Here is a 24,844-nt window from a genome sequence, read left to right as displayed (position 1 = left end):
GCTCGCCATTCGCAAATCATAGTTCCCAATTTGAATTGTCCATACTACATTCCTACCTTCACCTTTTTTCTCTATGAGCTCTGAGGCCTCTGTGGTGATTATGATTTTACTCGAATATGGAGAAATCAAAGATCCGTAGGTGTAACTCTCGAAGCTATAAACGCCGGACGAAATGAGGCTAAAAAAGTAATGGCAAACACTGAAATACTTGTCCAAAAGAAATCCGACCAAATCATCTTGACCGGATAGGCATCCACAATCGACGATGATATCCCCAAAGTGACCAAGCCAAAGCTATCCTGAACCCAGCAAATCAGAAAACCCAAAACCAAGCCGATGATAGCACCGCTCAATCCAATGATAGCGCCCTGTTTCAAATAGATCTTCCGGATAAGGCTTTCTTTTGCTCCCATGGCAAATAAGATGGCATTGTCTTTCTTCTTTTCAATCGCAAGCATAGACAAGGAAAAAAAGATGTTGAATGAAGCAACAGCCAAAATGAAACTCAGGGTCAAAAAAACAAATAGCTTTTCAATTTTTATCGTCCTGAGAATTTGGGCATGTTGTTCATCGGTATCTTTGACAGTAAAGCCATCTCCCAAAAGGGTCGCTAACCTTGACTTCACTTTCTGAATGTTTTCACCTTCCTTTACTTTGACTTCCAGTGCAGTTCTCTTTTGACCGTAATTGAGCAGATTGCTCACAAATCCAATAGGCGCAAGGATATAGTTGTCATCAAATTCCTTTTCCACACTAAAAAAAGCACCGGGTTTCAGTATTCCTTTGTTGTATAACTGACTTGGATCAATAGAACCCGCACTCCTTGGGGCTTTTGGATAAAAGACCTGAAGCAGGTCCAAATCATTGTTAAGGTCTACTGAAAGAAAAAAACCGACTCCCCTACCCATTATTGCTTTGGGCTGATTTTCTGTCCCCAAGCTGAGATTTCCCCAGGTAAAGCCCTGCTCAAACCGACCCTGTTCCAAGTAGTTTTCAGAAACTCCCTTCAGCCTGGCAAGGTGTTGGTAATCCCTGTATTTGAATAAGGCATTGTCTTCAATCACTTCCGTCACGACTTCCACCCCTTCAGTTTTTGAAATCAGCTCAATCCATTCCGGTTCAGCGACAAATGATTTCCCCAAAGTCGACTCGATTTTCAACTCTGCATCAAAGGAAGCATATAATCCCCTGACAAGGTCCTCAAGGCCGTTGAATACGGACAAAACAATCACTAAAGCCATAGTCCCGACTGCTACTCCGATCATAGAAATGCGGGAAAGCACTGTGATAAAATTCCGCTTCTTTTTGCTACGGAAATAACGATAGGCTATGAAAAAGGAGAGGTTCAAGGATCTTTAAAAAGTTAATTATTCTTCTTCATCCTCGTCTGAAGCCTCCGGTATGTCAAGGGCTCCAATTACTTTGTCCATATGCTGGGCATAAGTGGCAGAATCATCAATAAAGAAGGCAAGCTCAGGGATTATCCTTACTGATTTGCCGATCCTGTTTCCCAAATGCTTTCTGATCTCACTTTTTTTGTCATTCAATATTTCAAAAACAGCACGGTCTTTATCTACCAAAAAGCTCAAATAAATTCTGGCGACACTTAGGTCGGGGCTGATTATCACCCTCGAAACCGTGATAAAGGCAGTACCTATGATGTGTTTTCCTTCCCTTTGAAAAATCTCACCCATTTCCTTTTGGATAAGTTTATTGAATTTCTGTTGTCTTTTACTTTCCATGTCTCTAAATATTGTAACAAATTTAGTGAATTAATTGCGGAACACTTAATTTCGGACTTGCAGTTTGTCCAATCCTTAGAAATAGCACCAACTTGTTAAGCTTTTTTAGAATCAACGATCCGTTCAGGTTAGTCGCCATTTTGGGGATTATTCTGTTGATGAGTAGTATATATATATGGATAGTCGATATTCCCCTCCTTCAGCCTGAATTGATTTGGATGCTATTGGGAGAAAGGATGGCTGAAGGGAAGCATATGTACATCGATATTATCGATGATACAGGTCCCTTGTCTGCCGGAGTCTATTGGGTTGTCCATTTGGTTTTTGGTAAATCGGCGCTCGCCTACAAGGCAATAGCGGCATTTATTGTTTTGTTTCAGGTTGTTTATGTCAATAACCTCTTCATCAAGTATAGGTCTTTTGAAGAAAACACCTATATCCCTGCATTGGTGTTGACGGTTTTGTTTTACCTTTCTTTTGATTTAGTGACATTATCACCTGCTTTGATGGGAAGCACATTTATTGTGTTGGCCTTGGCACAGTTGTTTTCTCAGACAGTATTGCAAAAGGAGGGTTCGGATGCGGTTTTGTTGGTGGGAATTTTCGGGGGTATTGCCGCATGTTTCCATTTTCCTTTGGCAACATTTCTTCCGTTTTTGTTGGTTTCGGGAATCATTGTCAGCGGTTTTTCCTTTAAGCAGCTTATTCTTTCCCTGATTGCTTACGCGATGCCTTTGGTGTTTTGTGGTTTATATTATTTTTGGATTGATGGTTTTGAGGCATTCATTTACGAATTTATCATTGCTCCAAGACTGATTGAGAGCTATGCACATGTCTCTTATAGGGATTTGGCTTTGCTTTTTGCATTGCCTTTGTTTTTTGCGGTATTGGGATTCTTTGTTGGACTAATTGTCAAGTCGCAGACAGTGAATCAACAGAAACAATTCCAGTTGAACCTGATTTTTTCCATTTTTGCGATATCCTCACTTTTATTGACAAACCGGAGGACTGCTTACCAATTTATTGTCCTCCTACCAGCATTGACATATTTTATTTCCTTGCTTTTGGTAGTATACAAAAAAGGAATCCCCATCAAAATCCTGACTGCGCTGTTTGTTTTTGGGATTCCGGTAATGGGGATCGTTTGGACTTTTTATGAGATGAATTCCGGGAGGATCAATATCTATGCTGTCAACTACGAAGAGAAGCATACGATCTCCAAAGGCAAAAAAATCCTGGTTTTGGGAGAAGATTTGGCCTATTACCAAGGTTCATCCTTGGCCACTCCTTACCTTCATTTCCGACTTTCAAAAAACGTGATCTTGGATCAGGACGATCTCAGTAATACAGTTAAGGTTTATGAAAATTTTAGGAAAGAAATGCCTGAAATAGTATTTGACGAAGAAGGGGTATTTGCGCAACTCTTGGAAAGAATCCCGATTCTCTCCCGGCAATATGAAAAGCAGGGCCAAATCTATTTCCTCAAAAAAAGCAACTAGAAATTTATCTTGATAATTAAACAATTTTTATTCATTTAATTCAATAAATATCCTTTTTTCAATTGTAAATAATCGATTTTTTATTGCTAAATTTATAATCCCTGTTTTTTCATATAATGAATATTCAGTGGCAAATGCTCCTCTAATAAGGTTATGTTTTTCCAAGGCATACCCTTGCAATCCAAATAGGCTCAGAAATTTTAGGAAATACTCACTTTTAATAAGCAGAAGACCATGGATCATCACTGCATCATCGGCAACAACACCTTGCTTTCCAAAGGACTCAACCTGGTTTTGGAAAACTTTGAACAGACAAAGGTGATCTTATCGAACTTTGGCGAAATAGCGGCTTTGAACCTCCATAATGAAGAAAAACCGGCTTTTGTATGGATGGACGTGCCCAATGAAATAAAACCTGCCTTGAAAATCTGTCGCCAAATCCATAAGAAATTCCCGGAATCCAAAAGTTTTGTTTTTTGTGACAACAAAGACCCAATGGTGGTCAAGGACTTTCTGAAAGCAGGGATTTCCGGTTACTTTTTGCCGCATTGCAATGCCAAAAATATCAAAGAAGCTATCAGTCAGAGCTCCAAAGGCAAAATTTATATTGATCCTAAACTCAGTCATTTCCTTACTCAAAATATCCTTGACATCGTCCCGCCGATTGCTTTCAAGCATTCTTTGACCAAAAGAGAAAAAGAAATTCTCCAACTTATAGTGGAAGAACACACCACGCAGGAAATTGCCAACAAACTTTTCATCAGTTTTTGTACTGTAGAAACCCACCGCCTTCACCTGATCCAAAAAATGGGGGTGCGAAATACTGCCGGATTGGTAAGGGAAGCCGTGGCACGGAATATCTACCAAACATCCATGAATTCCATGACTTTTTAAAATCCATCTTTTCATGGATTTTTTTGCGATATATAATGGTCAACTTTGAGTAAGGACAGGTACTTGGAGGTTTTTTACTTTTTAAAAACTATCCATCAGTACTGTATTATTCATTTTTCCCATCTTATCTCGCACCATGATAGATCAGGTTTTAAATACTGTAATTGTCTTATTAAACGACCATATCGGTACGGCTGAACCAGATGTCATGCTAGGGAATCTATCCATGGTGGACTCAGCCCAAGCAGGCAGCGAAAGTAACATTACAGACCGCGTTGTAGTATCCGTAGTGAATATCCAACAGGAAAGTACACTCAGAAATATGGCTGCCAACAGGCAGATTTTTGACAATTCAGGGCTTCCAAGAGGAGTAGCAAGACAGCCTGGAGTTTTCCTCAACATCTTCCTGCTCATCGGGGCCAATAAGGAACAATACAATATTGGACTACAGAGGATTTCACAGGTGATTTCCTTTTTTCAGAGAAATTCAATTTTCACAATTTCAGAAATTCCCTCACTTCCTGACTTCGGTTTGGATCGAATCATTTTTGACCTTCATTCTACCAATTTCGAAGAACTCAATCAATTATGGGGAATCATGGGCGGAAAATATATTCCCTCTGTGGTATATAAAATGAGGTTGGCATACATAGACAGCATGGATGAAGGAATGGAAATTCCTTTGGTCAAAACGATCGATGCCCAGTTTAACAACAAACCACTTTGACCATGGACAGACTCATCTGGAAGTTCGAAAAGTTATTTTCCATACGGTTTGCCCATGAGGCATTCCCTTTTTCAGCTGCCAATGGAGGTATTCTCACAGATTTTCTCAGCATCGAACCTGACTTTCTAACAAAATCACTTTTCAAAAAGCATGACATCCATTTCAGAATCAGGCAGGATATGTTGCTCTGTTTTATCCGGATCAATACCGCAGAGGATACGCCTTATTTTAGGTTACCGAATGGATTCAGTGCCAGGTTTTTATTCAAAGTTAACAATCAGCTAAAAGAACAAACAACTATACCCCCAACCCACGGCAAGGAGAACCTCTACAGATTTCGCATCAATGTCAGGGCCGCTGCCAACGCCATGAACCTCTCGGGGGCGACATTAGGACCGCTTGCATCTAGAGACCTTATCCGGGTATTTAGTCAGGGAAATCCGGGCACTTGGACCACCACAACTGTCAATCTCAGCGGTGGCTTTGGGGCCATCGATATTGTAACAGAAGGCTCGAGCACACACCGATTATTTACTGATACCACTACTCAATCCTTATTTTATACCGCTGCCAATGGTAATGAAAATGAACATCTGTTCACTATTCATTTAAACAACTGAAAATAACAAGAAACCATAAAACCATTATCAAATGTCACAGATCAATGAATCCGCCATTAAGACACCGGGAGTCTATATCAATGAAATCCCACTCTTTCCCCCATCCGTAGCCCAAGTCGAGACTGCCATTCCGGCATTTATCGGCTACACGCAGGTAGCCATTAACGAAATAGGAGAATCTCTCGAAAACGTCCCCACCAAGATCTTTTCCTTAAAAGAATATGAGAACTATTTTGGAAAGGCAGATAATGAACAAGGTATTGCTGCTACCGTCGATATCACAACCGAAAACAGTATCAGGGTATCGATGACAGGGGATGCGACCATTTCCAATCCCTCAGAATATACGATGTACTATAACTTGAGGATGTATTTCACAAATGGTGGAGGTCCATGCTACATCATATCAATAGGAAATACCTCAGGGGCCCCGGACCCTGCAGATTATGATGCCGGACTTTTAGCTTGTGAGGCTGAGGATGAACCCACAATCCTGGTATTTCCTGATGCTGTCAACACACTCAACGAAGCCGCCTATTTCACTCTGATTTCATCTGCGATCGACCAATGTGCCAAGCTTCAGGACAGGTTTACGCTGATCGATGTACATACCCCGGGAACAAATAATACAACTACAATTAGTGGATTTAGGAGTGCATTTACCAAAAATGACAGCCTTAATTATGGGGCTGTTTATTATCCTTCCCTCAAGACCACTTTTGATTTTACCTACAATGAGGCCGACGTGGATGTCACCATCACTACTGATGGGGTGGCAGCAGGAGCTGTAGCATTGTCAACTTTGGCAAATACAGAAACAGCAATCTATAATTTTTGTCTTGCCAAAATCAGGGAAAAATTAAGCCCAACATTGCCGCCTTCATCTGCTATGGCAGGAGTATACGCCAAGGTAGATGGATCGAGAGGTGTATGGAAAGCTCCTGCAAATGTTTCTCTTAACGCAGTATATGACTTGACTGCCAAAATCAGTGAAGCTGAGCAAGGCAATATGAACATAGATCCAACTTCAGGAAAATCAGTCAATGCCATCAGATTTTTTCAGGGCAAGGGATTCTTGGTCTGGGGCGCGCGAACCTTAGCCGGCAATGACAATGAGTGGAGATATGTCAATGTCAGGAGGTTCTTTATTATGGTGGAGGAATCTTCCAAAAAAGCAACCATGCAATTTGTTTTTGAACCCAATGACGCCAATACATGGGTCAAGCTCCGTGCGATGCTTGAGAATTACCTGACACTCCTTTGGAGACAAGGAGCATTGGCCGGGGCCAAACCAGAACATGCATTCTATGTACGTTGCGGTTTGGGACAGACCATGACCGCTCAGGATATCCTTGAAGGAAGGCTTATTGTAGAAATCGGAATGGCCGCTGTCCGCCCTGCCGAATTCATCATTCTCCGCTTCTCCCATAAAATGCAGGAATCCTAATGACTTTTTCCCAATTAATTCTAAAAACATTTAACCAAAAATATCATGGCTAATTATCCTCTTCCAAAGTTCCATTTCCAGGTTGACTGGGGAGGAACAAAAATCGGTTTCAGTGAAGTGACAGGTCTTGAAGTGACCATCGAACCCATAGAATACAGGGACGGCGCCAGTCCTGAATACTCAAAAATTAAGATGCCGGGGATGCAGAGTTACTCGAACATCACCTTAAAGCGTGGCATCTTCCAAAGCGACAACCAATTCTATCAATGGTGGAATACCGTTGCACTTAATACCATCGAAAGGAGAGACTTGATCATTTCTCTTTTGAATGAAAGTCATGCCCCGGTAGTCGTATGGCGGGTAAAAAATGCCTGGCCAATCAAAGTTCAATCTACTGACCTGAATGCCACCGGGAATGAAACGGCTATCGAAACCTTGGAAATAGCACACGAAGGTCTCACCATGATAAACGAATAGCCATGTTTTCATATCCACCGGTAGGTTTCCATTTTTCAGTAGTCTTCCAATTGTTTCCTCAAACCCCAAATGATTTCAGGTTTCAGGAAGTCAGTGGCTTGGATATGGAAATGATGATGGAAACTGTCATTGAAGGCGGTCAAAACAGGTTTGTCTGGGAATTACCAGTCAGGGCAAAATATACGGATCTGGTGCTGAAAAGAGGGATGTTTATTGGTTCAGGGATTTTGATGTGGTGTAAAAATGCTTTTGAAAACTTTGTTTTTGAACCGGTCAACATCATCATCAGCCTGCTCAACGAAAACCATATTCCGATCCAGTCTTGGTATGTCGTCAATGCCATCCCAAAAAAATGGTCCGTCTCCAGCTTCAATGCCGAGCAAAGTTCAATTGTCATTGAGTCCATCACACTGAGCTACCAATATTTCAATATCATCAGCTTGGACTCTGCACTTTCTTTGGCAGGAAGCATCGGCGCCTCAGGAAGTATCGGAATTTAAATTCTAAACTATGCCAATCGAAATCAAAGAACTCCAGATTAAAGCCGCTGTGGGCAACCATACAGGAGGCCCAACCGCCCCTAATCCAAATCGCTCAGATTTGGGACAGATGAAGCAGGAAATAATTAAAGAGGTGACTGAAGAAGTATTGAGAATGATACAGCTTAAACTCGAAAGATAATGATCGATCTTGGCCAAAAAGCCGAAAAACTTTACGTGCAAGCTTACAGTGATGCAGAATTCAAAAAACCTGTGCCTGATAATAAATTCAGTGCCTTGGTCAATCCTGCTACTTACAATGTGTCCTACAGGTTTGAATTTGACTCCACTCAGGCACCGGGGACTTCCGGTGCCAACATGAAATTCAACAGGATTCTTCCAGGAGACTTCCATTTCGACTTCTTGTTTGATGCCACAGGCGTGGTCAAAGATCTTTCTGTTTTGAGTCTGGGGATCGCAAATCCCTTCGAAAAACCTGCCAACGTCACAGAACAGATTGAGGCATTCAAGCACAAAATCATCGATTACCAATCGGATAAACACCGGCCCTATTACCTGAAAATCCATTGGGGAGAGCTGCTTTTCAAAGGGGTCTTGAAGCAAATGGATATCGAATACAAGGTTTTTGCACCTGACGGAAAACCGATAAGAGCCATTGCAAAATGCCAGTTTGCGGAGAGTATAGCCGATGTGGAAAGGGCCGCAGAAGAAAACCGAGAAAGCCCCGACATAACCCATGAAAGGATTTTTGGGGGGACAGACAGGCTTGACAGACTGACTGAAACAATCTATGAAAATGATGCCCACTACATTGATGTGGCAGGGTTCAATAGACTAGACAGCTTTAGAAACATTAATCCCGGATCAAAAATCTACTTTCCTCCATTAGCAAAATAAACCCAAATCCATGATTTCGACGGCGAATAGAGAACTTGTAACTTCCAAAATACTTTTGGGAAGTGGCCCCGGAGCTATTTCAGATCAGGAAGTATCTGGGAGAATTCAAATTCTGGACATTACTGTCTATAAGGAACTTAACAAAATCCCTTATGCAGTAGTCAGGATTGCTGATGGTTCGGCTGCGGATTCTGATTTTTCGATTGGCAATAGCGGTGAATTTGCTTTGGGGAAAAGCATCGATATCCAAATGGGTTACAGTACCGATGACCAATCTGTTTTCAAGGGAATCATCATTGGGAATTCTCATGTGGTCAACTCAAACCAAAGTACACTCAACCTTACCTGCAAGCATGAATCGGTCAAAATGACTGTCTCCAAAAAAAGCAGACATTTCAATGACCTCAAGGACTACGAGATCGTGGAAAATATACTTCAAGAAAACGGCTTGACAGACATGGACGTCCCCACTTTCGGAAGTATGCACGAACAGTTGCTCCAGTCCAATGTCAGTGATTGGGATTTTATCCTCACCAGAATTGATTCTAATGGAATGGCCTGCAGGATAAATGACAGTACTTTTTCTGTTTTCAAACCTGATCCATCCCAAGGTCCTGTCTTATCCCTGACATTTGGAGATGACATCATATCTATCAGAACAGAATCTGATATCAGGTCCCAAGCCACTGCGGTAAAGGCGTTTTCATGGGATTACGCCAACCAATCTCTTCTTGAAACGGAAGGGGCAGACTTGGCAGGAGCTTCCCCCGGAAATTTCGAAGCTTCGGATATGGCTGCCATCAATGGGCAGGAATACGAAATCAAAACTCCTGTCATGCTCACCAATGAGGCATTACAATCCCTAGCTGATGCCAAAAAACAAAAACAGGCATTATCCAAAACTAAAGGTAAAGTGATCTTCAGAGGTAGCTCAGAGGTCAATCCAGGAGATTGGTTGGATCTGAACGGAGTCGGTGAGCAGTTCAGTGGAAAAGCTTTCGTAAGTGCTGTCCAGCATCATTTGAGAGACGGGAATTGGGAAACAGAAGCTACATTGGGATGGGAAGAAGATTTCTTCACTGAGAAATTCAATTCAAATTCCATCAGTTCTGAAAGTGGTAATTTCTACAGAATATTGGGATTGCAAATAGGGATTGTAACGGATATCATGGATCCATTTGGCGAAGGCCGAGTCAAAATCCGCCTGCCTATGGTCAATATGGATGATGCAGGGATTTTTGCCAGAGTGGCCACTTTGGACGCAGGAAATAATAGAGGTACATTTTTCAGACCTGAGATAGACGACGAGGTAATCATTGGTTTTATGAATGGAGACCCTTCCCATCCTATCATTCTTGGAATGGTCCACAGCAGCTCCAAAGCGCCGCCTTTCGAACCCGAAGATTCCAATGATAAAAAAGGCTATGTCTCCAGATCTGAGATCAAAATCACAATCCACGACGGCGACAAAAGCATCGTCATAGAAACTCCAGGTGGAAGGAAATTTACCATGGATGATACAGCCGGAACAGTTCAGGTGGAGGATGCATCAGGAAACATACTCCTTATGGATGATAGCGGTATTTCTGTGGATTCTCCGCAAGAAATCAAAATCACGGGCGGAACCAAAATAAGTCTTGTTGCACCTGAAATCAACATAAAAGCTGATTTGAACCTCAGTATGGAAGCTTCCGCAGGCTTGAGTGTGAAAAGTAACGGCACTTCAGATATCGAAGGTGCAATGGTCAATATCAAAGGTAGTATGGTCAAAATAAATTAAAGATATATGCCTTTAGCCGCGCGAATCACCGACATGCATGTTTGCCCGATGCTCACACCGGGTGGAACTCCCCATGTCGGAGGCCCGATTTTGCCGGCCGGAGAACCCACCGTTCTGATCGGAGGTCTTCCTGCAGCTAGGCTTGGAGATATGGCCACATGTACCGGACCTCCTGATACGATTGTGGCAGGTTCAGGATCGGTTTTTATCGGTGGAAAACCCGCCGCTAGAATGGGAGATGCGACAGCACATGGAGGGACGATTGTCATCGGATGTCCCACAGTAATCATTGGAGGATAATAATATGGAAAATTTACATAACTCTTTTTTAGGCAAAGGTTGGAGTTTCCCTCCACAGTTTGACAGTGCAGGGAGCAAAACCAAAATGCTAAGCGATGAGGCTGATATCCAAAGCAGTCTAGAAATCCTGCTTTCAACCAAAAGAGGGGAAAGGGTGATGCGCTCAGACTACGGCTGTGACCTCCACGAGCTGGTGTTTGAACCACTCACAACCACATTCAAAACCTACATCATCGACCTGGTCCGGACCTCGATCCTTTACCATGAACCCAGAATTGAAGTCGAAAAAATCGAACTAAACGACACCGGCGAACTTGAAGGAAGAATTTTGATTACGATTTCCTACAAAGTCAGAGCAACCAATTCAAGGTTCAACTTTGTATATCCATTTTATAAAACTGAAGGCACTGAACTGACATAACGCAATATGGCCTGCAACGACAAAAACCCATTGACCAGAGAAGGAGTAGACCGGTTGACAAGAAAACTGGAAGCACTCTCACCCGCCTACGCCAAGGTGGATGAAAGGTCCATGGAAGATTTGATCCTTTTTGCAAAAAAATATGCGGCATACCTCAGGTTCAAAGACCTGAACAATACAGATGCAGGTACTTGGGAGGCTTTGATGAAAGTGGATATATCTGTAGTATTGGCAGTTTTGCTTTCGCTTGACATGCTTCAATTGTCGGATTATATCAAGCTCCTGTACAAAAGAACCAAGCTTGGCATAGCCGCTTCTGACAATTCAGAAGCAAGCCTACAATTCAAATACCTTTTCGATGTACTCTTTTCCCTTGTCAAGACCATTGATGAACAGTGCGGATTTTTGAGAGAAGAAGCCGAGTACCAACAGACTATCAAATCTGTCATCCAAACCAAACTCAATTCACCATTCTCCAAACTTTTTAATTTCCGGACCGACAACCTTGATTTGGTATCTTCCTCAAATCAAACAGACACTACTGCACCCATAAATACTATTGATTCACATCAGGCACTTGTTTTGACTTTTTTTTCCCTGACTGCCGAAAAACTGAAGATAACCGTACCGGGAACTGAGATAAGTGAAAGAATCAGCCATGTCATCAACCATAATATTTTCAACAACCAGATTTCAATTTTGCTGGGCGGCATTTCTTCCATCCTCCAAAAAGCACAGGATTTGTTCACCAAGTCCCTAAGCGAATATTCCAACCATGAACCCCATTATGGATTGTTTCTGTCGTTTTTGAAGCTTTTCCATGCTGCCCAAAACAGCCTCAATGATTTTAGTGCCAAGCACCTGGATTTTTATTACAAAGATGTCCTGAGGCTTAAAAACCAAAGCCCTCTTCCTGACAAAGTCCACCTGACTGTCGCGCTCCAAAAACACATCTCTCAGCATTTGTTGTCCAAAGGAACACTATTCAAAGGAGGAAAAGATCCTAACGGAAAAGAAATGCACTACAGCTTGACCGAAGACGTGGTCTTCAATCAAGCTGAAGTCAAAGAAATCAAGGCTTTTCAAATCCACAATAAATCTCTTTTGGCCTATCCTGCAGTCAACAGCTCAGACGGCATCGGTGGAAAATTTGAAGGGGATGACAAGAGTTGGTTTGCTTTTGGGGACAGGAAAATGACCCCGACTCAGGAAGCAGGATTTGCCATCGGCTCTAATTTATTGTTCCTTAAAGAGGGAGAAAGAACCATCACAATTACAGTCACCTTTGCAAATCCCCTCAAATCAAAATCATCTTTTTCCAAGATTGGGATTTTCGGAAATTCAAAAGTAATTCCATTCCAAGTCACGCTTACAGGAGAAAAAGACTGGGTTTCAAAAAACGTGGATGCTTCATTTACTGAGAATCAAAGGGTCTTGACATTTGAATTTTCTCTTGACGTAGAAGATCCCCCCATATTACCCTACCTCGAAAAAACCCATCAAAAAAACTTCAATACAGCATTGCCGCTGTTGATGGCACATCTCGACCAAAGCGCAAGCAATATCTGGTACCGAGACCTGATGGAAAACCCCATCAATTCTATCAATCTTTCTGTCAATGTAGTGGGTATCAAGGACCTTGCGCTGAGCAGCGATGGCGGATCTGTGGATGCCTCCAAGCCATTTAAGCCTTTTGGTGATTTCCCCAAACTGAATGCGAGTTTTTACATTGGTTCCAAAGAAATTTTCCAGAAAAAACTGGACTACATCAAGGTCAATTTACCGATTTCTGTGCCTATCTATTGCGAATACCTACATGGTAATGATTGGGATTCTTATCCCTTCCCCAAAGAAGGAAATGGCTATCTGGTTCAAAAAAACATTGCCGGGAACCTTTTAAAACAAGCCTCCCTTGATTTTCGAAGCAATGAATTCCTTCAGGCAAAGTCATTCGAAGGATTCCTCAGAATCAGGCTTAACACTTCCTCCTATTCACTGGCTACTTTTATGTCTGACGTCAATAAGGCCTTGGATAACATCGTGATCGACTCCCAACAGGGAAGCTATCAGCCGGTAGTAGTAAACAAAGCTGAAAGTAAAACACTAGAGTCAAAGTCTTCAGAAGTTGTCAACATTGAATTCGAAAAAAATATTACTTCCCAATTTGAAAAGGTTTCAGAGATTTCGGGATTACTCAAAGTATCCGGCAATTCTGTTCCCGTCCCAAAAGAAGTCATTTCAGAGTCTTTTTCCATTGATTACACAGCCTCTGAAAACATCCCGACCGACGGGTTGCCTCATCCAAAACATGTATTTTTTAACCTGTCTCCTTTTGGGTATTACCAACCGATACCCGGAGAAACGTCGCTTGTCCCCCGGTTCAGTCAAGAAGGGGAGCTCTTGATAGGATTAGCTAAAGCCGTAACTCCTATTACTATCAATTTGCTTTTTCTTCTTGCTGATGGCAGCTCCAATCCTCTGAAAAACCAAGAACCTGTCACATGGACATTTTTGCTCAAAGAAAACCAATGGGTGGAATTTGAAGACAATCAGGTAATCGATGGTACTGTCAATTTTACAAGAACCGGAATAGTGACTATTAGTATTCCCAAAGAAGCCGGAACCAGCCAAACTGCACTTACTTCCGGCCTGATCTGGATAAAGGCTTCCGTGGCGACCAACACAGATGCTGTCTGCAAAATCATCGACATCAAAGCTCAAGGCATCTTGGCTGAATTGGTACAATCCGAAGCAGAGGGCATCGAATTCCGAAACTTCCTCCCATCGGGCACGGTATCCAAGCTTAAGCTTTCGGACAGCGCTATCAAGTCCATTTCCCAACCTGCTGATTCTTCAGGGGGAAGAGTAAGGGAAAGTGATTCAGATTATTACCAACGTATAAGCGAAAGGCTCAGACACAAGCAAAGGGCGGTCAGCATCTGGGATTATGAACACCTTATTTTGGAGGAATTTCTTTCTCTATACCAGGTCAAATGCTTAAACCATACCGGGTTTTTTGAAAAAAACGGTGAGAATATTTTCTGCGAAAACTTTCCCGGACATGTGACAGTCATCTGTATTCCCGATCTCAAAAATAAATCCAACACCAATCCTTTAAGACCTTATACTCCCATAGCCACACTGACTGATATCGGCATTTTCCTTGAAAAACTGAAGAATCCATTTGCACAGCTTCATGTGGTCAATCCGCAGTTTGAGGAAGTGCAGCTGGAGTTTGAAGTCAGATTTCATGACAACATGGACGAAGTTTTTTATAGAAATTTATTAGACATTGAAATCGAGCAATTCCTTTGCCCTTGGGCTTGGGACAGCAGCCAAAAGATCACTTTTGGTGGGAAGATCAATAAATCAACACTCATCAATTTTGTGGAAGATAGACCCTATGTGGACTTCCTCAGTTGCTTCAAAATCCACCACGTCATCAGGGATGAAGAGGGAAAAGTAGCCAAGAAATTCAATGACTTGGAAGAAATCACAGCCTCAAGTTCAAGGTCGGTATTGGTTTCCCATTTTGAAGAATCGAATCCATCCGCTCCCCGTCATATCATCCAAGTAATCCAAACCTGCGACTGCTGATGAAGAGATCTCCGACCATACCAAAAAATCCCAATCTGGCCCATTCTATGGACTTTGAGCGGCTGCGTCAGGAAGGCTTGACTTTTATCGAGCGTCTTTCAAGCAATATCTGGACAGATTACAATACCCATGATCCGGGGATTACCATCTTGGAGGCTGTTTGTTATGCCATTACAGAATTGGGATATAGGTCCAATTTTGAAATCAAAGACCTTTTGACGCAAGCAAGCGGGCAGACATTTTTCACGGCAAGGCAGGTGCTTACTTCTGCACCTCTGACTGTCACGGATTACCGAAAACTGCTTGTAGACTTACCCGGAATCAACAATGCCTGGCTTTTGACTGACGGGAAACAGGAAGTTCCTATTTTTCTCAATTGTGAAGCCGACAAACTGCAATATGAGCCAAGTAAGGAGAATCTCGTTTTAAAAGGACTGTATTCCGTACTGTTGGATTTGTCCATTGACCTAGAACTTGGCGATCTCAATACAGGTGACATCGAACTGGAAAATATAGCATTCCCACTATCTCCCATGATCGATATCGAAGCGGGTGAATTCCAGGTCAAATTTGAGCTTCCTAGTATCAAAGAGGTAAATAAAAAAGTACTTACAGCCGATACTTCCAATTTCACAATTGAAAAAAATCCATCCAAAAATTGGTTCTATCATTTCAAAATAGAACTGCCGGATGGAGAAATTATCGAAGTCCCTTTTAGAGTCAGCATTCCAAAAAACCCCTCTAAAGGAAAAATTCAGGACAGCCATGTAGCTTTCATGTTACAGGATACTTCATTCGGAACCCTGATTTTAGAAAGCTATCTCGAGAAGATATCCAAAGCCGATGGCATTCTGAAAAACGCGATAAAGACCCTCCATGAAAACAGGAATCTATGCGAGGATTTTGTCAGTGTGGAGCCGATAGATTCTGAGGAAGTGGCCTTTTGTTTTGATGTGGATGTCGCTGCAGATACTGACATAGAGCAGGTTCAGGCTGAGATTTATTATGCCATTGAGAATTACCTCAATCCTCCGGTTTCATTTTTTACCCTAAAGGAATTGATGGAAAAAGGGACTCCGACAGAAGAAATATTTGAAGGACCGAGATTGGCCCATGGCTTTGTCGATACGGAGGAGATAGAAAATGCACAGTTGAGAACTGTCATCTACGCCTCTGATATCATCAATCTCCTGATGGATATCGAGGGTGTAGGAGGTATCCGCAACTTCCTTATGACCAAGTATGACAAAGAGGGAAAGCCTGTCCCCGGTCAAAAAGGGATTTCCTGGTGCATGCCGATATCTTCGATGCACAAGCCTGTGATGAGTACAAGCTTTTCAAAAATCCTTTTCTTCAAAGACGGATTTCCTTTTCTGTCCCAATATGAAGAAGTCAGGGATACAGTTCAGTTGCTTCATGCCCAAAGGTCTATCGGCAAATTGGTCCCCACCTTTGCTGATCTCCCTGTTCCGAAAGGAAACAAACGGGATACCTTGAGTTATTGGCCGGTGCAGTATGACCTGCCAATGGTCTATGGGGTGGGGGAATTTGGGCTTCCTGCCCATGCGGACAACCTTCGAAAAGCGCAGCAGCAGCATCTGAAAGGCTACCTGATGTTCTATGAGCAACTTTTGGCAGACTTTAACGCACAGCTTTCTAATGCCAAGAGTCTCTTTTCTACTGATGAAATCAGACAAACTTACTTTGCCCAATACCTCGGAAATATTCGCGAAATAGACGGAGTACTCCATACAAACCTGGAAAAGGCAATAGCCAATGATCCGGTCGACCCGGAGAGTCAGGCTCTGTGGCAAAAACTCTATGAAAACCAAAACCAGTTTAATGAGAGAAGAAACAGGTTTTTGGACCATCTCCTCGCGCGTTTTGCAGAGTCCTTCAACGACTATGCCTTACTCATGTACCGTATCAATCTGGAAAATATCAGTCTGGAAAAAATCGAGCCTCAGGAAATCATTGATATCAAGATCAGAACCTTGCAAGCTTATCCTGAAATCAGCTATTCCCGCTCATTGGCATTCAATTATTTTCCACAAAATGAAAATTTCGAACTTGATGAAAGCAGGCTTTGGGATACAGATAATGTGTCAGGATTGGAAAAAAGAGTCAGCCACTTAACAGGTATCAGTGATTTTACAAGACGGTTTCTCTATTGTATCAAAAATGTGGAAATCATCTGCGAAGAAAAAGAAGTCGGAGAGGATGTCCATTGCATGCATTCCTTTTCGCTGAATTCCAGAAACGGAGTCAGACTCGTTTCCAAGAAATTTGAGGACAAATCACAGGCTGAAGCGGTATTGACTGAAGTGATGGAATTGGGGATTAACCCTGAAAATTACCGCTATACCACAAAAAAAATTAAGCTCAAAAAGCAAAACGCAATCATTTTGGAGAGTGAAAAAACCATTGCCAATGAAGAAGATGCCCTTGTGATCATACAGGAAATCATCGAGGAACTTACTCAGGATTGCAATGACCCTGAAGGCCTCCATCTGATCGAACACCTCCTTTTGAGACCAAAAAGTAAGAATTTCGAATTGATGGAAGTCTGTCTGCATGACTGCGACTGTCCCTGCGAACAGGATATTTATTCCTTCAGGGCCTCCGTGGTTTTGCCACATTGGCCAAAGCATTTCGACGATATGGCTTTTCGTCAATACTTCGAAAAGAAAATCAGGGAGGAAGCTCCAGCCCATATCCAACTGAAAGTTTGTTGGGTCAGCAATGAGAAGCTCCGTGAATTTGAATCACGCTATCAGACATGGATCCGTGAACTCGCCCTATTCAAGGCTACAGGAAATAACCATGCAACGTATCAGGAGGCCAATGACAGGATGCTGGCAATATTGGCAAAACTCAACTCTGTGTATCCCAAAGCCACACTCCACGATTGTGACGAAAGTGATGCCGACAAAAACCCCGTAATGCTGGGTAAAACAATATTAGGAACTCAAAAATTATAATCATGCAGCCTTTACAATCATACCCCGTTTTTGAAGCTGATCAGGTTTTGTCCAATGGACACCTGAACAACTTGTTGAACTACCTGGAGCAGCAGGAAAGGCTGACGCGCATCAAACTCGTTGGCAGAGGTATCGTCTGCGGGTTGGAAATCAACACTTCCAATACTGCGATCAGTATCAGCAAAGGCTGCGGTCTGACTTCCCAGGGTTTTCTGATCCAATTGTGTGACACCATTTTCACGCATTATATCCCGTATTCGCCTCCAGCCCTTCCCAATGACCTGTATTTTTTGACACAATGTGGAGATGAAAAAAGGGATCAAGTTCCCTATTATGGCGGCAAGGATATTCTCCAACTCGTCCCTTCCGGCGATAAGGAAACTGAAGGTAAAAAATCAATCGGAACTATAAACAGGCAGAATTATGTGGTAATACTTTTTTTGGAAGCCGAACAGGTAGATCTCAAAAACTGTGATACACAGGATTGCAATGACAAGGGCAGCAGGATGGATTTTATCCTCAGGGTCCTTTTAGTCAAAAAGTCACTCTTTGATTCCGGTAAAGCCATTTCTTTCAATTCCATTCTCCTCAAGCGCTTCAATGTCCCTGTCGCAGACATGAAAACATCTGAGGATATTTTGAACGGGTTTTTGGCGATCACCGATGACAATACCCTGACCAAGCTATCCGAAAACCTCATCCGAAGTTGGGACAAGTTTGCAGTTCCCCTTGGGCTTCCTGCCGAAAATCCAATGAAAGGTCTCAACCTGATCAACGTCAAAAAGAAGCTTTCCGGCAGTACAGGTCAGCGAATTTTTGTGCAGTATTTCTATGATTTTGTGGACGACCTGCTCAAAGCCTACATAGAATTCAGGGCAAAAGTCAGGGAGGTTTTTGGGGAATGCTGTCCCGATGAAATGGATTTTCCCATGCACCTGACTTTGGGATTGGCCAATGAAAATACTCTTTTGGGCAAAAGGAACAACAACAGAAACTATTTCGAATCATCTCCAATCCTGAATGGTCAGGGAAAAAATACTGACGAGGCCAGCCAACTTTTGGAAAGATTGGCCGCTATGGTCAAAGGATTTATCGGAGAAAAACTGCAGAGCAGCGAAGCCATCGCCATCACACCAAATACTTTGGGATCGGACTTTATCAGCTACAGGGCCATTCCCTATTATTATGACTGGAAGGCCGTCAATCCCCTTTGGTATTTTAGCCGAAGCTATAGTGGCAACCAAAGGTACAACCTCGGCTACCGTGCAGCTATCCAAACAGACGCTCCTGAGCCCGTCAAAAATCCGCTTCTCTACGACATCGAAAGGTACAACGCCTTCCGTATCGAAGGTCATATCGGTAAAAACTACCGTACCGCCCTGACAGAAATCATCCGCCAAAAGCAGCGGTTTAACCTTCCATTTGATGTTTTGGCACTCAATGCCATCGACCTTTCGGCCATACTGAACGGTAAAAAAATTCGCTGCCATGTAGAAGACCTGGAGTCAGACTATCGCGTGATGATCACCGGAATCGTCTGTCAGTTGCAACAAATCATGGCCTATGTCGGAAATCTCCGGCCAAAAAGAACCATCGAACCAAATAGAGATCTGGGTGGATTGACCATGAAAAGGGATTTTTACATCTCCAAAAATCTGGTGGAAATGCAAAAAACCATCAAAACAGATCTTTCCAAAAACCAGCCCATCAGTATTTCCAATTCAGATATCATCAAAAACCTCGCTTTGAGGGATGTGGAAGAAGGTGAGAAATTGGCGGATTTTGTAGCCAAGGATATATCCAATTTCATTGTAGAACAAAAAGCAGCTTTTGAATACATTATCAAACAACCGGACCTGTTGTTGATTTTCCTACAACAGCTGGCAGAAATAGTGAAGTACCTGTTGTCATTCGATCTTGACAAATTTGATGAGGATGCTTACAACAAACTATGGTCTCCCTATTCCAAAACCGTAGCAAGCCTTATCAAGGAAGCGGCCAATTCTGAAAATGAGGAAATCAAGAGGTATTTCTCCGAAAGCAATACTGAATTGCTTTTCAAATGCGCCAATGAAAAACTCTTTGCGCTGAAAGAAGAATATCTCAAGAGGTTGGAACAGTACCATGCGGCCATCAATTTCAATGAGTATTTCAAAAAGCATCCCGGACTCGAACATAAAGCCGGTGTACCAAAAGGAGGAACTTTTATCTTGGTTTATAACGGGGAAACAGAAAGGGTCTTGACTTTACCGGACTTAACAATCCCAAATTTGAATCTGGACCTATTTACCAGAAATACCTTTACAAACTTGGCCCCCAAAGAGACTTTGGCCGTAAAAGCAGAACCTCAAAAAGCAAGCTTTACAACAAATATTACCAAGGACATCCAAGGACTAGCGATTGCCTCAAGAAAGACAGAATTTGAATTTGCCTCTGACCTGATCAAAAAACTCAATCTCGGAGATTCGGCCAAGAGCGTACTTGACGCCCTCAATATCCGCGACAAAGAAATCCGGGATAAGGCCACCCCGATCGCTATAGGAACAGTGATTGCTGATTTTTACCTTCCTTATCTCTGTTGTAGTGAATGTCCACCGATCGCCTATGTGATCCCTGAGGAAAAAGAACCTGAAAATAAAGGACCGATAGCCAATGCAGGTCCAGATCAGACCATGGTTTTTTCAGAATCTGCCAATGCCATCCTCGACGGATCGGCTTCAACGGATGAAGATGGAACAATCACAGCATTTTCATGGTCTCAGCAGAGCGGACCATCAGCTGCCATCAATACCCCTGATAAAGTAAAGACTACAGTTCAGTTCCAGTCTCCCGGGCAATATGTTTTTGCCCTTAGGGTAATAGACGACAAAGGCGCTTCTGCCCAGGATACCATCTCTATCAATATAACGGAACCTGAAAATAAACCACCTGTTGCAAATGCCGGACCGGATCAAACGATCTCTTTTGGCACTACATCCCCAGTCACAGCAATTTTGAATGGATCAGCGTCGTCAGATGAAGATGGGACAATCACTTCATTTTCATGGTCGCAACAGACCGGATCATCGGCAGTCATCATTTCCCCTGACCGTGTTCAGACCACTGTCCAGTTTCAGTCTCCCGGGCAATATATATTCGTCCTCAAAGTAACAGATGACAAAGGAGCTTCTGCCCAAGATACTGTCACCATCAATGTAACGGTACCCGAGAATAATGCGCCTGTAGCAAATGCAGGACCTGACCAATCCATAATAATAGCGAACCCTAATACTCCCGGAACGGTAACTTTGGATGGAAGGAATTCTTCAGATCCTGAGGGTGGAGTACTTTCTTTCAGTTGGACATTTGAAGGAGGAACAATGACACCTGTCATTACAAGCCCTGATAAAGTACAGACAACCGTGACAGGCTTGTTGGTCGGAGAATACAAATTCGGACTCAAAGTAACTGATCCAAGTGGGATGAGCGCAAGTGATACTGTAAGTGTCTTGGTATCTGTGAGGGATGGAGGGGATGATGTGGTTACCAAAACCTGCGGTCCACTTAGTGACATCCTCAAAGCATTTGAGGCATTTGACAGGACAAATTCTGATGATCTGTTCAAGCGGTTTGTTGAGAGGTTTGGTCAATATGGACAGATAAAAGAGTTCTTTACTGCGATGAGAGTAATTGCTGATGAAGTTCCCGAAAAGCAGATTGACTTTTTTATAAGTGAATTTGTCAACACAGGTTTGCTGTCCCAATTCGTAGAATGGCTTGAGGGATTGCACAATTTAATTTTAGAGTTCAAGGAATTCAGAAGTTTTGCTTTTGAGCTATACAGGATCTTGGATCTATTGGCATTATACATAGTATGTATCCAAAAAGAGGATTTTGATGTAGCTCAAATACCAATGCAAAATATCTTCGGCTTAGTCGAAGAGCACGCCATGGTATGGGCTGCCATGAAGGCAAGTGGTGAATTCGGTCGCCTTGAATCGCAACTTGTATTAAGGATTGCCAACGACATCGGGGCTGCTATGGCTCAAACAGTAGAAAACGGTGAGGTAAGTACCAAACGAAAATACCTGAGTCAACTCAAGAAAATAGGAGGTATTATCTAATTTGAAATCCGATGTCAAGCATACAAAACCATAAAATCCATACTGCTTCCCTTCAGGTAGATTTTGAAGGGGTAGAGGAGGGATTGGGTTTGCAGGACAGTCTAGGGCTATTTTTCTACGAAAAAATCAAACCTGCTCTAGAAAAAGCATTTGACCGATATGGGAATCCAAAGGAGACAATTGTCCTGGAGAAGCTTGAACTGGATTGTGGGAACATATCTTATGACAATTGGGAAGAGGAGTTTTTACAAAAGATCCTCGTCCAACTAGAGGAAAATTTGAAATTCCCACAAATTGGGAAAAAGGAAAAAGTCCCGGTCGAAAAAAAGGCTGAGGAAGTATTTATCCACTTTTTGGAAAAAGGGTTTTTCCCATGGAACAGTCCTTTCTCGAGTCCCAAGGAATTGGAAAACGCTGTGGCATTGGAAACTTCACTTTTGGAGAAACTCCAAAAAATCTTCAAAAAGTCACCGTCTCCTCAGCAGCGGCTTTTCCGTTCTTTTTCCCTGGATTTCATTTCGAGCATAATAAGTGCTTGGTCCATAAAATTAAACCCTTATGAATCCAATTTGGTCAAATTCCTGAATAGGAATGGAAATCAGGACGTACAAGATGATTTGATTTGGGTTTTGGTACTTTCCCTATCCCAACCCAATACGCCTTCAGCAGTACCATTTCTAAAGATTCTGATCCGCAATCTTTCCGATGATAACCTATTGCCTTTGGCGGAATACCTTAGCCTGGAAATGGTTGGTGACAAAGATCTTCAACATGCAGTTGCTACTCATTTTAATGAAATTTCTGATCGGGCATTTCAGAGGAAGAAAATGATTTTATGGAAAAAAGTCTTGCAATTTGATCCTAAAATAATTTCAAAGCTCCAAAAAACATCTCCGGATTTGGATTTTCAAACCCTCAAACGGACCTCAGAGGGTGAAAAAAACATTTCTAAAGAAGCCTCTGAACAAGAAGGGGAAAGATCCTTTTCTAAGTTGGATAAAAAATTGGAAAAGGAAGATATGAGACACGAAAGCGATATTGATCAAGAATTCGCCGAGGAAATATTCGTAGAAAATGCCGGGCTTGTTTTGTTACATCCATTTTTGACAGGGCTCTTCAGCAACCTCCAATTGACAGAAAATGGAAAATTCGTAGCAGAATATGACCAATCTTTAGGAGCAAGGTTGCTTCAATTTTTGGTTTTTGGGGAGAACAACCTTTCTGAAAATTTCTATCCACTTAACAAAATACTTTGCGGAATGGGAGTTTCTCAGATTTTGGGGGAAGATGTAGAGCTCAGCGAACAATTCAAAACTGAAAGTGAGGAATTGCTTCAGGCAGTAATCGGACATTGGTCAGTATTGAAAAATACAAGTATTGGCGGATTGAGGGAAACGTTTCTACAGAGGGCCGGCAAAATCAGCCGGGTTGAAAAAGGATGGAAACTTCAAGTGGAAAGAAAAACGGTGGACGTTCTTTTGGCCAAGCTGCCTTGGGGACTAGGCATCGTGAAGTTGCCCTGGATGGGTGACATGATGTACGTTGAGTGGGAATAAAACAAATTGAGTATGGCTATCACAAATTCTAAAGAAAGCAAAGAAGTAAAAAAAATACCCCTGCAAAAGAGGTCATTTTTCCAGGCTAAACTCACTGTAAACAGCCCTGGTGACCAATATGAAAAGGAAGCTGACGCTGTGGCCGAAAAGATAGTTTCCCTGGAGGGAAATGATTCCGCTGCGCATGCCTCAGGGGTTGGAGGTTTGGGCGTAAGGCCTATTTCTCCAATAGAGATTCAAAAAAAATGTGCTGAATGCGAAGGAGAGGAAAACATCCAAATGAAAGGATATTACAGCGGTGGAACTGTGGATTCTGAAACTGAAAACGGAATCCATGCCGCCAAAACCGGTGGACAGCCATTACCCTCAGAAACACAATCCTCTATGGAATCAGGTTTTGGAACTGGTTTTCAAGATGTCAAAATCCACCATGATGCCAAGTCCAACCAATTGAACAGAAAACTGAATGCCAGGGCTTTCACCACTGGAAACAATATCTTTTTTAGATCTGGAGAATACAATCCCCAATCCCGTGAAGGGAAAAAATTGTTGGCCCATGAACTTACGCATGTGGTGCAGCAAAGTTCAGCAACTGGTATAAAAGTACAGCGAGAGGATATAGAGCCAAGTACTGATTCAGCCGATGAAACCGAATTTGAATTTGACTACAATTTATTGCCGCCATCGCTTCAATTTTCTTTGGGTCAATGGATGCTGGAAGCCAATACCAGCGGGGCTGCATTGCAGTTTTCACATGGATTGATGAAGAGCAGATTTGGATACAACTATGGTGGGAATCTTACACTAGGTACCCAATCCCCATCCAGCAGTGTCGAACTGGGATTTAACCCGCATTCACCTGCACTGTCACTGAACCTTACCGAAGATAGATTCAGATTCGGGGCCAATGCAGACCTTACCACAGGCGGATTCGGATTTAACCTTGGATACGGTTCAAAGTTATTGCCCATGCCTTTCGATTTGGCAGGGCCTGTTTATGGAGGTTGGGGAGGAGCAAGTGGCATTTTGGGAGATATTGGCAACATGCAAGATCCACTCAGCTTTTACCAATCACATGGCGATAATATTGATGCCGTAATGGGTGCTGTCAAAGCCCTTCAACCTTTGGCAAATGAGGGGAATCAGGGTTTCGGGGCTGGATTGAGATTTACCTATAATCCGCAGACAGGAGTTTTGATACATGCCGGAGTCCAATGGATGTTTTAAGAAATAATGGGAAAAGAAATTCAACATATAGTATCCTACCTTCAAACAGTCACTTCAATGAGATTGGAGAGTCATT

General features: G+C 42.5%; 19 protein-coding genes. 17 read left to right on the top strand and 2 right to left on the bottom strand.

The features are described 5' to 3' along the window. Nucleotides 1-125: 125 nt before the first annotated feature. Together ACZFYI_RS02090 and rbfA are read right to left on the bottom strand one after the other, a co-directional pair. Nucleotides 126-1,349, bottom strand: coding sequence for an ABC transporter permease (locus ACZFYI_RS02090; protein WP_462522468.1), 1,224 nt, complete (start codon nucleotides 1,347-1,349; stop codon nucleotides 126-128). An 18-nt stretch (nucleotides 1,350-1,367) separates the two neighbouring features. Further along, nucleotides 1,368-1,742, bottom strand: coding sequence for a 30S ribosome-binding factor RbfA (gene rbfA, locus ACZFYI_RS02085; RefSeq protein ID WP_462522467.1), 375 nt, complete (start codon nucleotides 1,740-1,742; stop codon nucleotides 1,368-1,370). A gap of 92 nt (nucleotides 1,743-1,834) precedes the next feature. Here rbfA and ACZFYI_RS02080 point away from each other — a divergent pair, with 92 nt between their 5' ends. From ACZFYI_RS02080 to ACZFYI_RS02000, 17 genes are all read left to right on the top strand, one after another. After that, nucleotides 1,835-3,241 (top strand): hypothetical protein, encoded by a 1,407-nt coding sequence (locus tag ACZFYI_RS02080; RefSeq protein ID WP_462522466.1) that lies wholly within the window; start codon nucleotides 1,835-1,837, stop codon nucleotides 3,239-3,241. Nucleotides 3,242-3,475: 234 nt separating this feature from the next. Next, on the top strand, nucleotides 3,476-4,135 hold the full coding sequence (locus tag ACZFYI_RS02075; RefSeq protein WP_462522465.1) for a LuxR C-terminal-related transcriptional regulator: 660 nt from the start codon (nucleotides 3,476-3,478) through the stop codon (nucleotides 4,133-4,135). Nucleotides 4,136-4,271: 136 nt separating this feature from the next. Next, on the top strand, nucleotides 4,272-4,862 hold the full coding sequence (locus tag ACZFYI_RS02070; RefSeq protein WP_462522464.1) for a Pvc16 family protein: 591 nt from the start codon (nucleotides 4,272-4,274) through the stop codon (nucleotides 4,860-4,862). Nucleotides 4,863-4,864: 2 nt separating this feature from the next. Then, on the top strand, nucleotides 4,865-5,482 hold the full coding sequence (locus ACZFYI_RS02065) for a hypothetical protein (protein WP_462522463.1): 618 nt from the start codon (nucleotides 4,865-4,867) through the stop codon (nucleotides 5,480-5,482). Nucleotides 5,483-5,513: 31 nt separating this feature from the next. Beyond that, on the top strand, nucleotides 5,514-6,929 hold the full coding sequence (locus tag ACZFYI_RS02060; protein ID WP_462522462.1) for a phage tail sheath family protein: 1,416 nt from the start codon (nucleotides 5,514-5,516) through the stop codon (nucleotides 6,927-6,929). A 45-nt stretch (nucleotides 6,930-6,974) separates the two neighbouring features. Next, nucleotides 6,975-7,406 carry a phage tail protein gene (locus ACZFYI_RS02055; RefSeq protein ID WP_462522461.1) on the top strand — a complete coding sequence of 144 codons (432 nt, stop codon included), beginning with the start codon at nucleotides 6,975-6,977 and terminating at the stop codon, nucleotides 7,404-7,406. 2 nt (nucleotides 7,407-7,408) lie between these two features. After that, nucleotides 7,409-7,906: a phage tail protein gene (locus ACZFYI_RS02050; protein ID WP_462522460.1), complete on the top strand. Its 498-nt coding sequence runs from the start codon at nucleotides 7,409-7,411 to the stop codon at nucleotides 7,904-7,906. 10 nt (nucleotides 7,907-7,916) lie between these two features. Beyond that, nucleotides 7,917-8,087, top strand: coding sequence for a DUF5908 family protein (locus tag ACZFYI_RS02045; protein WP_462522459.1), 171 nt, complete (start codon nucleotides 7,917-7,919; stop codon nucleotides 8,085-8,087). Further along, nucleotides 8,087-8,803 (top strand): CIS tube protein, encoded by a 717-nt coding sequence (locus ACZFYI_RS02040; protein WP_462522458.1) that lies wholly within the window; start codon nucleotides 8,087-8,089, stop codon nucleotides 8,801-8,803. Before ACZFYI_RS02045 ends, ACZFYI_RS02040 begins: the two co-directional genes overlap by 1 nt. Nucleotides 8,804-8,813: 10 nt before the next feature. After that, nucleotides 8,814-10,583, top strand: a complete 1,770-nt coding sequence (gene vgrG, locus ACZFYI_RS02035; protein ID WP_462522457.1) for a type VI secretion system tip protein VgrG — start codon at nucleotides 8,814-8,816, stop codon at nucleotides 10,581-10,583. A gap of 6 nt (nucleotides 10,584-10,589) precedes the next feature. Then, complete coding sequence (locus ACZFYI_RS02030; protein ID WP_462522456.1) at nucleotides 10,590-10,883, top strand: PAAR domain-containing protein; 294 nt, start codon at nucleotides 10,590-10,592, stop codon at nucleotides 10,881-10,883. 4 nt (nucleotides 10,884-10,887) lie between these two features. After that, nucleotides 10,888-11,304, top strand: a complete 417-nt coding sequence (locus ACZFYI_RS02025; protein WP_462522455.1) for a GPW/gp25 family protein — start codon at nucleotides 10,888-10,890, stop codon at nucleotides 11,302-11,304. 6 nt (nucleotides 11,305-11,310) lie between these two features. Further along, entirely contained in the window at nucleotides 11,311-14,901 is a 3,591-nt protein-coding gene (locus tag ACZFYI_RS02020) for a hypothetical protein (protein ID WP_462522454.1), read from the top strand. Beyond that, complete coding sequence (locus tag ACZFYI_RS02015; RefSeq protein ID WP_462522453.1) at nucleotides 14,901-17,882, top strand: hypothetical protein; 2,982 nt, start codon at nucleotides 14,901-14,903, stop codon at nucleotides 17,880-17,882. The genes ACZFYI_RS02020 and ACZFYI_RS02015 overlap by 1 nt, the downstream gene beginning before the upstream one ends. 2 nt (nucleotides 17,883-17,884) lie before the next feature. Next, nucleotides 17,885-21,985, top strand: a complete 4,101-nt coding sequence (locus ACZFYI_RS02010) for a PKD domain-containing protein (RefSeq protein WP_462522452.1) — start codon at nucleotides 17,885-17,887, stop codon at nucleotides 21,983-21,985. 11 nt (nucleotides 21,986-21,996) lie between these two features. Continuing rightward, nucleotides 21,997-23,541 carry a contractile injection system tape measure protein gene (locus tag ACZFYI_RS02005; RefSeq protein ID WP_462522451.1) on the top strand — a complete coding sequence of 515 codons (1,545 nt, stop codon included), beginning with the start codon at nucleotides 21,997-21,999 and terminating at the stop codon, nucleotides 23,539-23,541. Nucleotides 23,542-23,553: 12 nt separating this feature from the next. After that, nucleotides 23,554-24,768 carry an eCIS core domain-containing protein gene (locus ACZFYI_RS02000; protein WP_462522450.1) on the top strand — a complete coding sequence of 405 codons (1,215 nt, stop codon included), beginning with the start codon at nucleotides 23,554-23,556 and terminating at the stop codon, nucleotides 24,766-24,768. The last annotated feature ends 76 nt before the right edge of the window (nucleotides 24,769-24,844 follow it).

This window comes from Aquiflexum sp. (genome assembly GCF_977115555.1).
Note: the sequence above shows the minus strand (reverse complement) of the source record. Positions and strands in the feature narration are given on the sequence as shown.

What these genes read in the sequence shown, in the direction of transcription:
- vgrG (WP_462522457.1), top strand. Translation starts at nt 8,814, where the DNA reads ATGATTTCGACGGCGAATAGAGAACTTGTAACTTCCAAAATACTTTTG.
- ACZFYI_RS02065 (WP_462522463.1), top strand. Translation starts at nt 4,865, where the DNA reads ATGGACAGACTCATCTGGAAGTTCGAAAAGTTATTTTCCATACGGTTT.
- ACZFYI_RS02060 (WP_462522462.1), top strand. Translation starts at nt 5,514, where the DNA reads ATGTCACAGATCAATGAATCCGCCATTAAGACACCGGGAGTCTATATC.
- rbfA (WP_462522467.1), bottom strand. Translation starts at nt 1,742, where the DNA reads ATGGAAAGTAAAAGACAACAGAAATTCAATAAACTTATCCAAAAGGAA.
- ACZFYI_RS02070 (WP_462522464.1), top strand. Translation starts at nt 4,272, where the DNA reads ATGATAGATCAGGTTTTAAATACTGTAATTGTCTTATTAAACGACCAT.
- ACZFYI_RS02015 (WP_462522453.1), top strand. Translation starts at nt 14,901, where the DNA reads ATGAAGAGATCTCCGACCATACCAAAAAATCCCAATCTGGCCCATTCT.
- ACZFYI_RS02040 (WP_462522458.1), top strand. Translation starts at nt 8,087, where the DNA reads ATGATCGATCTTGGCCAAAAAGCCGAAAAACTTTACGTGCAAGCTTAC.
- ACZFYI_RS02005 (WP_462522451.1), top strand. Translation starts at nt 21,997, where the DNA reads ATGTCAAGCATACAAAACCATAAAATCCATACTGCTTCCCTTCAGGTA.
- ACZFYI_RS02025 (WP_462522455.1), top strand. Translation starts at nt 10,888, where the DNA reads ATGGAAAATTTACATAACTCTTTTTTAGGCAAAGGTTGGAGTTTCCCT.
- ACZFYI_RS02050 (WP_462522460.1), top strand. Translation starts at nt 7,409, where the DNA reads ATGTTTTCATATCCACCGGTAGGTTTCCATTTTTCAGTAGTCTTCCAA.
- ACZFYI_RS02075 (WP_462522465.1), top strand. Translation starts at nt 3,476, where the DNA reads ATGGATCATCACTGCATCATCGGCAACAACACCTTGCTTTCCAAAGGA.
- ACZFYI_RS02055 (WP_462522461.1), top strand. Translation starts at nt 6,975, where the DNA reads ATGGCTAATTATCCTCTTCCAAAGTTCCATTTCCAGGTTGACTGGGGA.
- ACZFYI_RS02030 (WP_462522456.1), top strand. Translation starts at nt 10,590, where the DNA reads ATGCCTTTAGCCGCGCGAATCACCGACATGCATGTTTGCCCGATGCTC.
- ACZFYI_RS02010 (WP_462522452.1), top strand. Translation starts at nt 17,885, where the DNA reads ATGCAGCCTTTACAATCATACCCCGTTTTTGAAGCTGATCAGGTTTTG.
- ACZFYI_RS02020 (WP_462522454.1), top strand. Translation starts at nt 11,311, where the DNA reads ATGGCCTGCAACGACAAAAACCCATTGACCAGAGAAGGAGTAGACCGG.
- ACZFYI_RS02000 (WP_462522450.1), top strand. Translation starts at nt 23,554, where the DNA reads ATGGCTATCACAAATTCTAAAGAAAGCAAAGAAGTAAAAAAAATACCC.
- ACZFYI_RS02045 (WP_462522459.1), top strand. Translation starts at nt 7,917, where the DNA reads ATGCCAATCGAAATCAAAGAACTCCAGATTAAAGCCGCTGTGGGCAAC.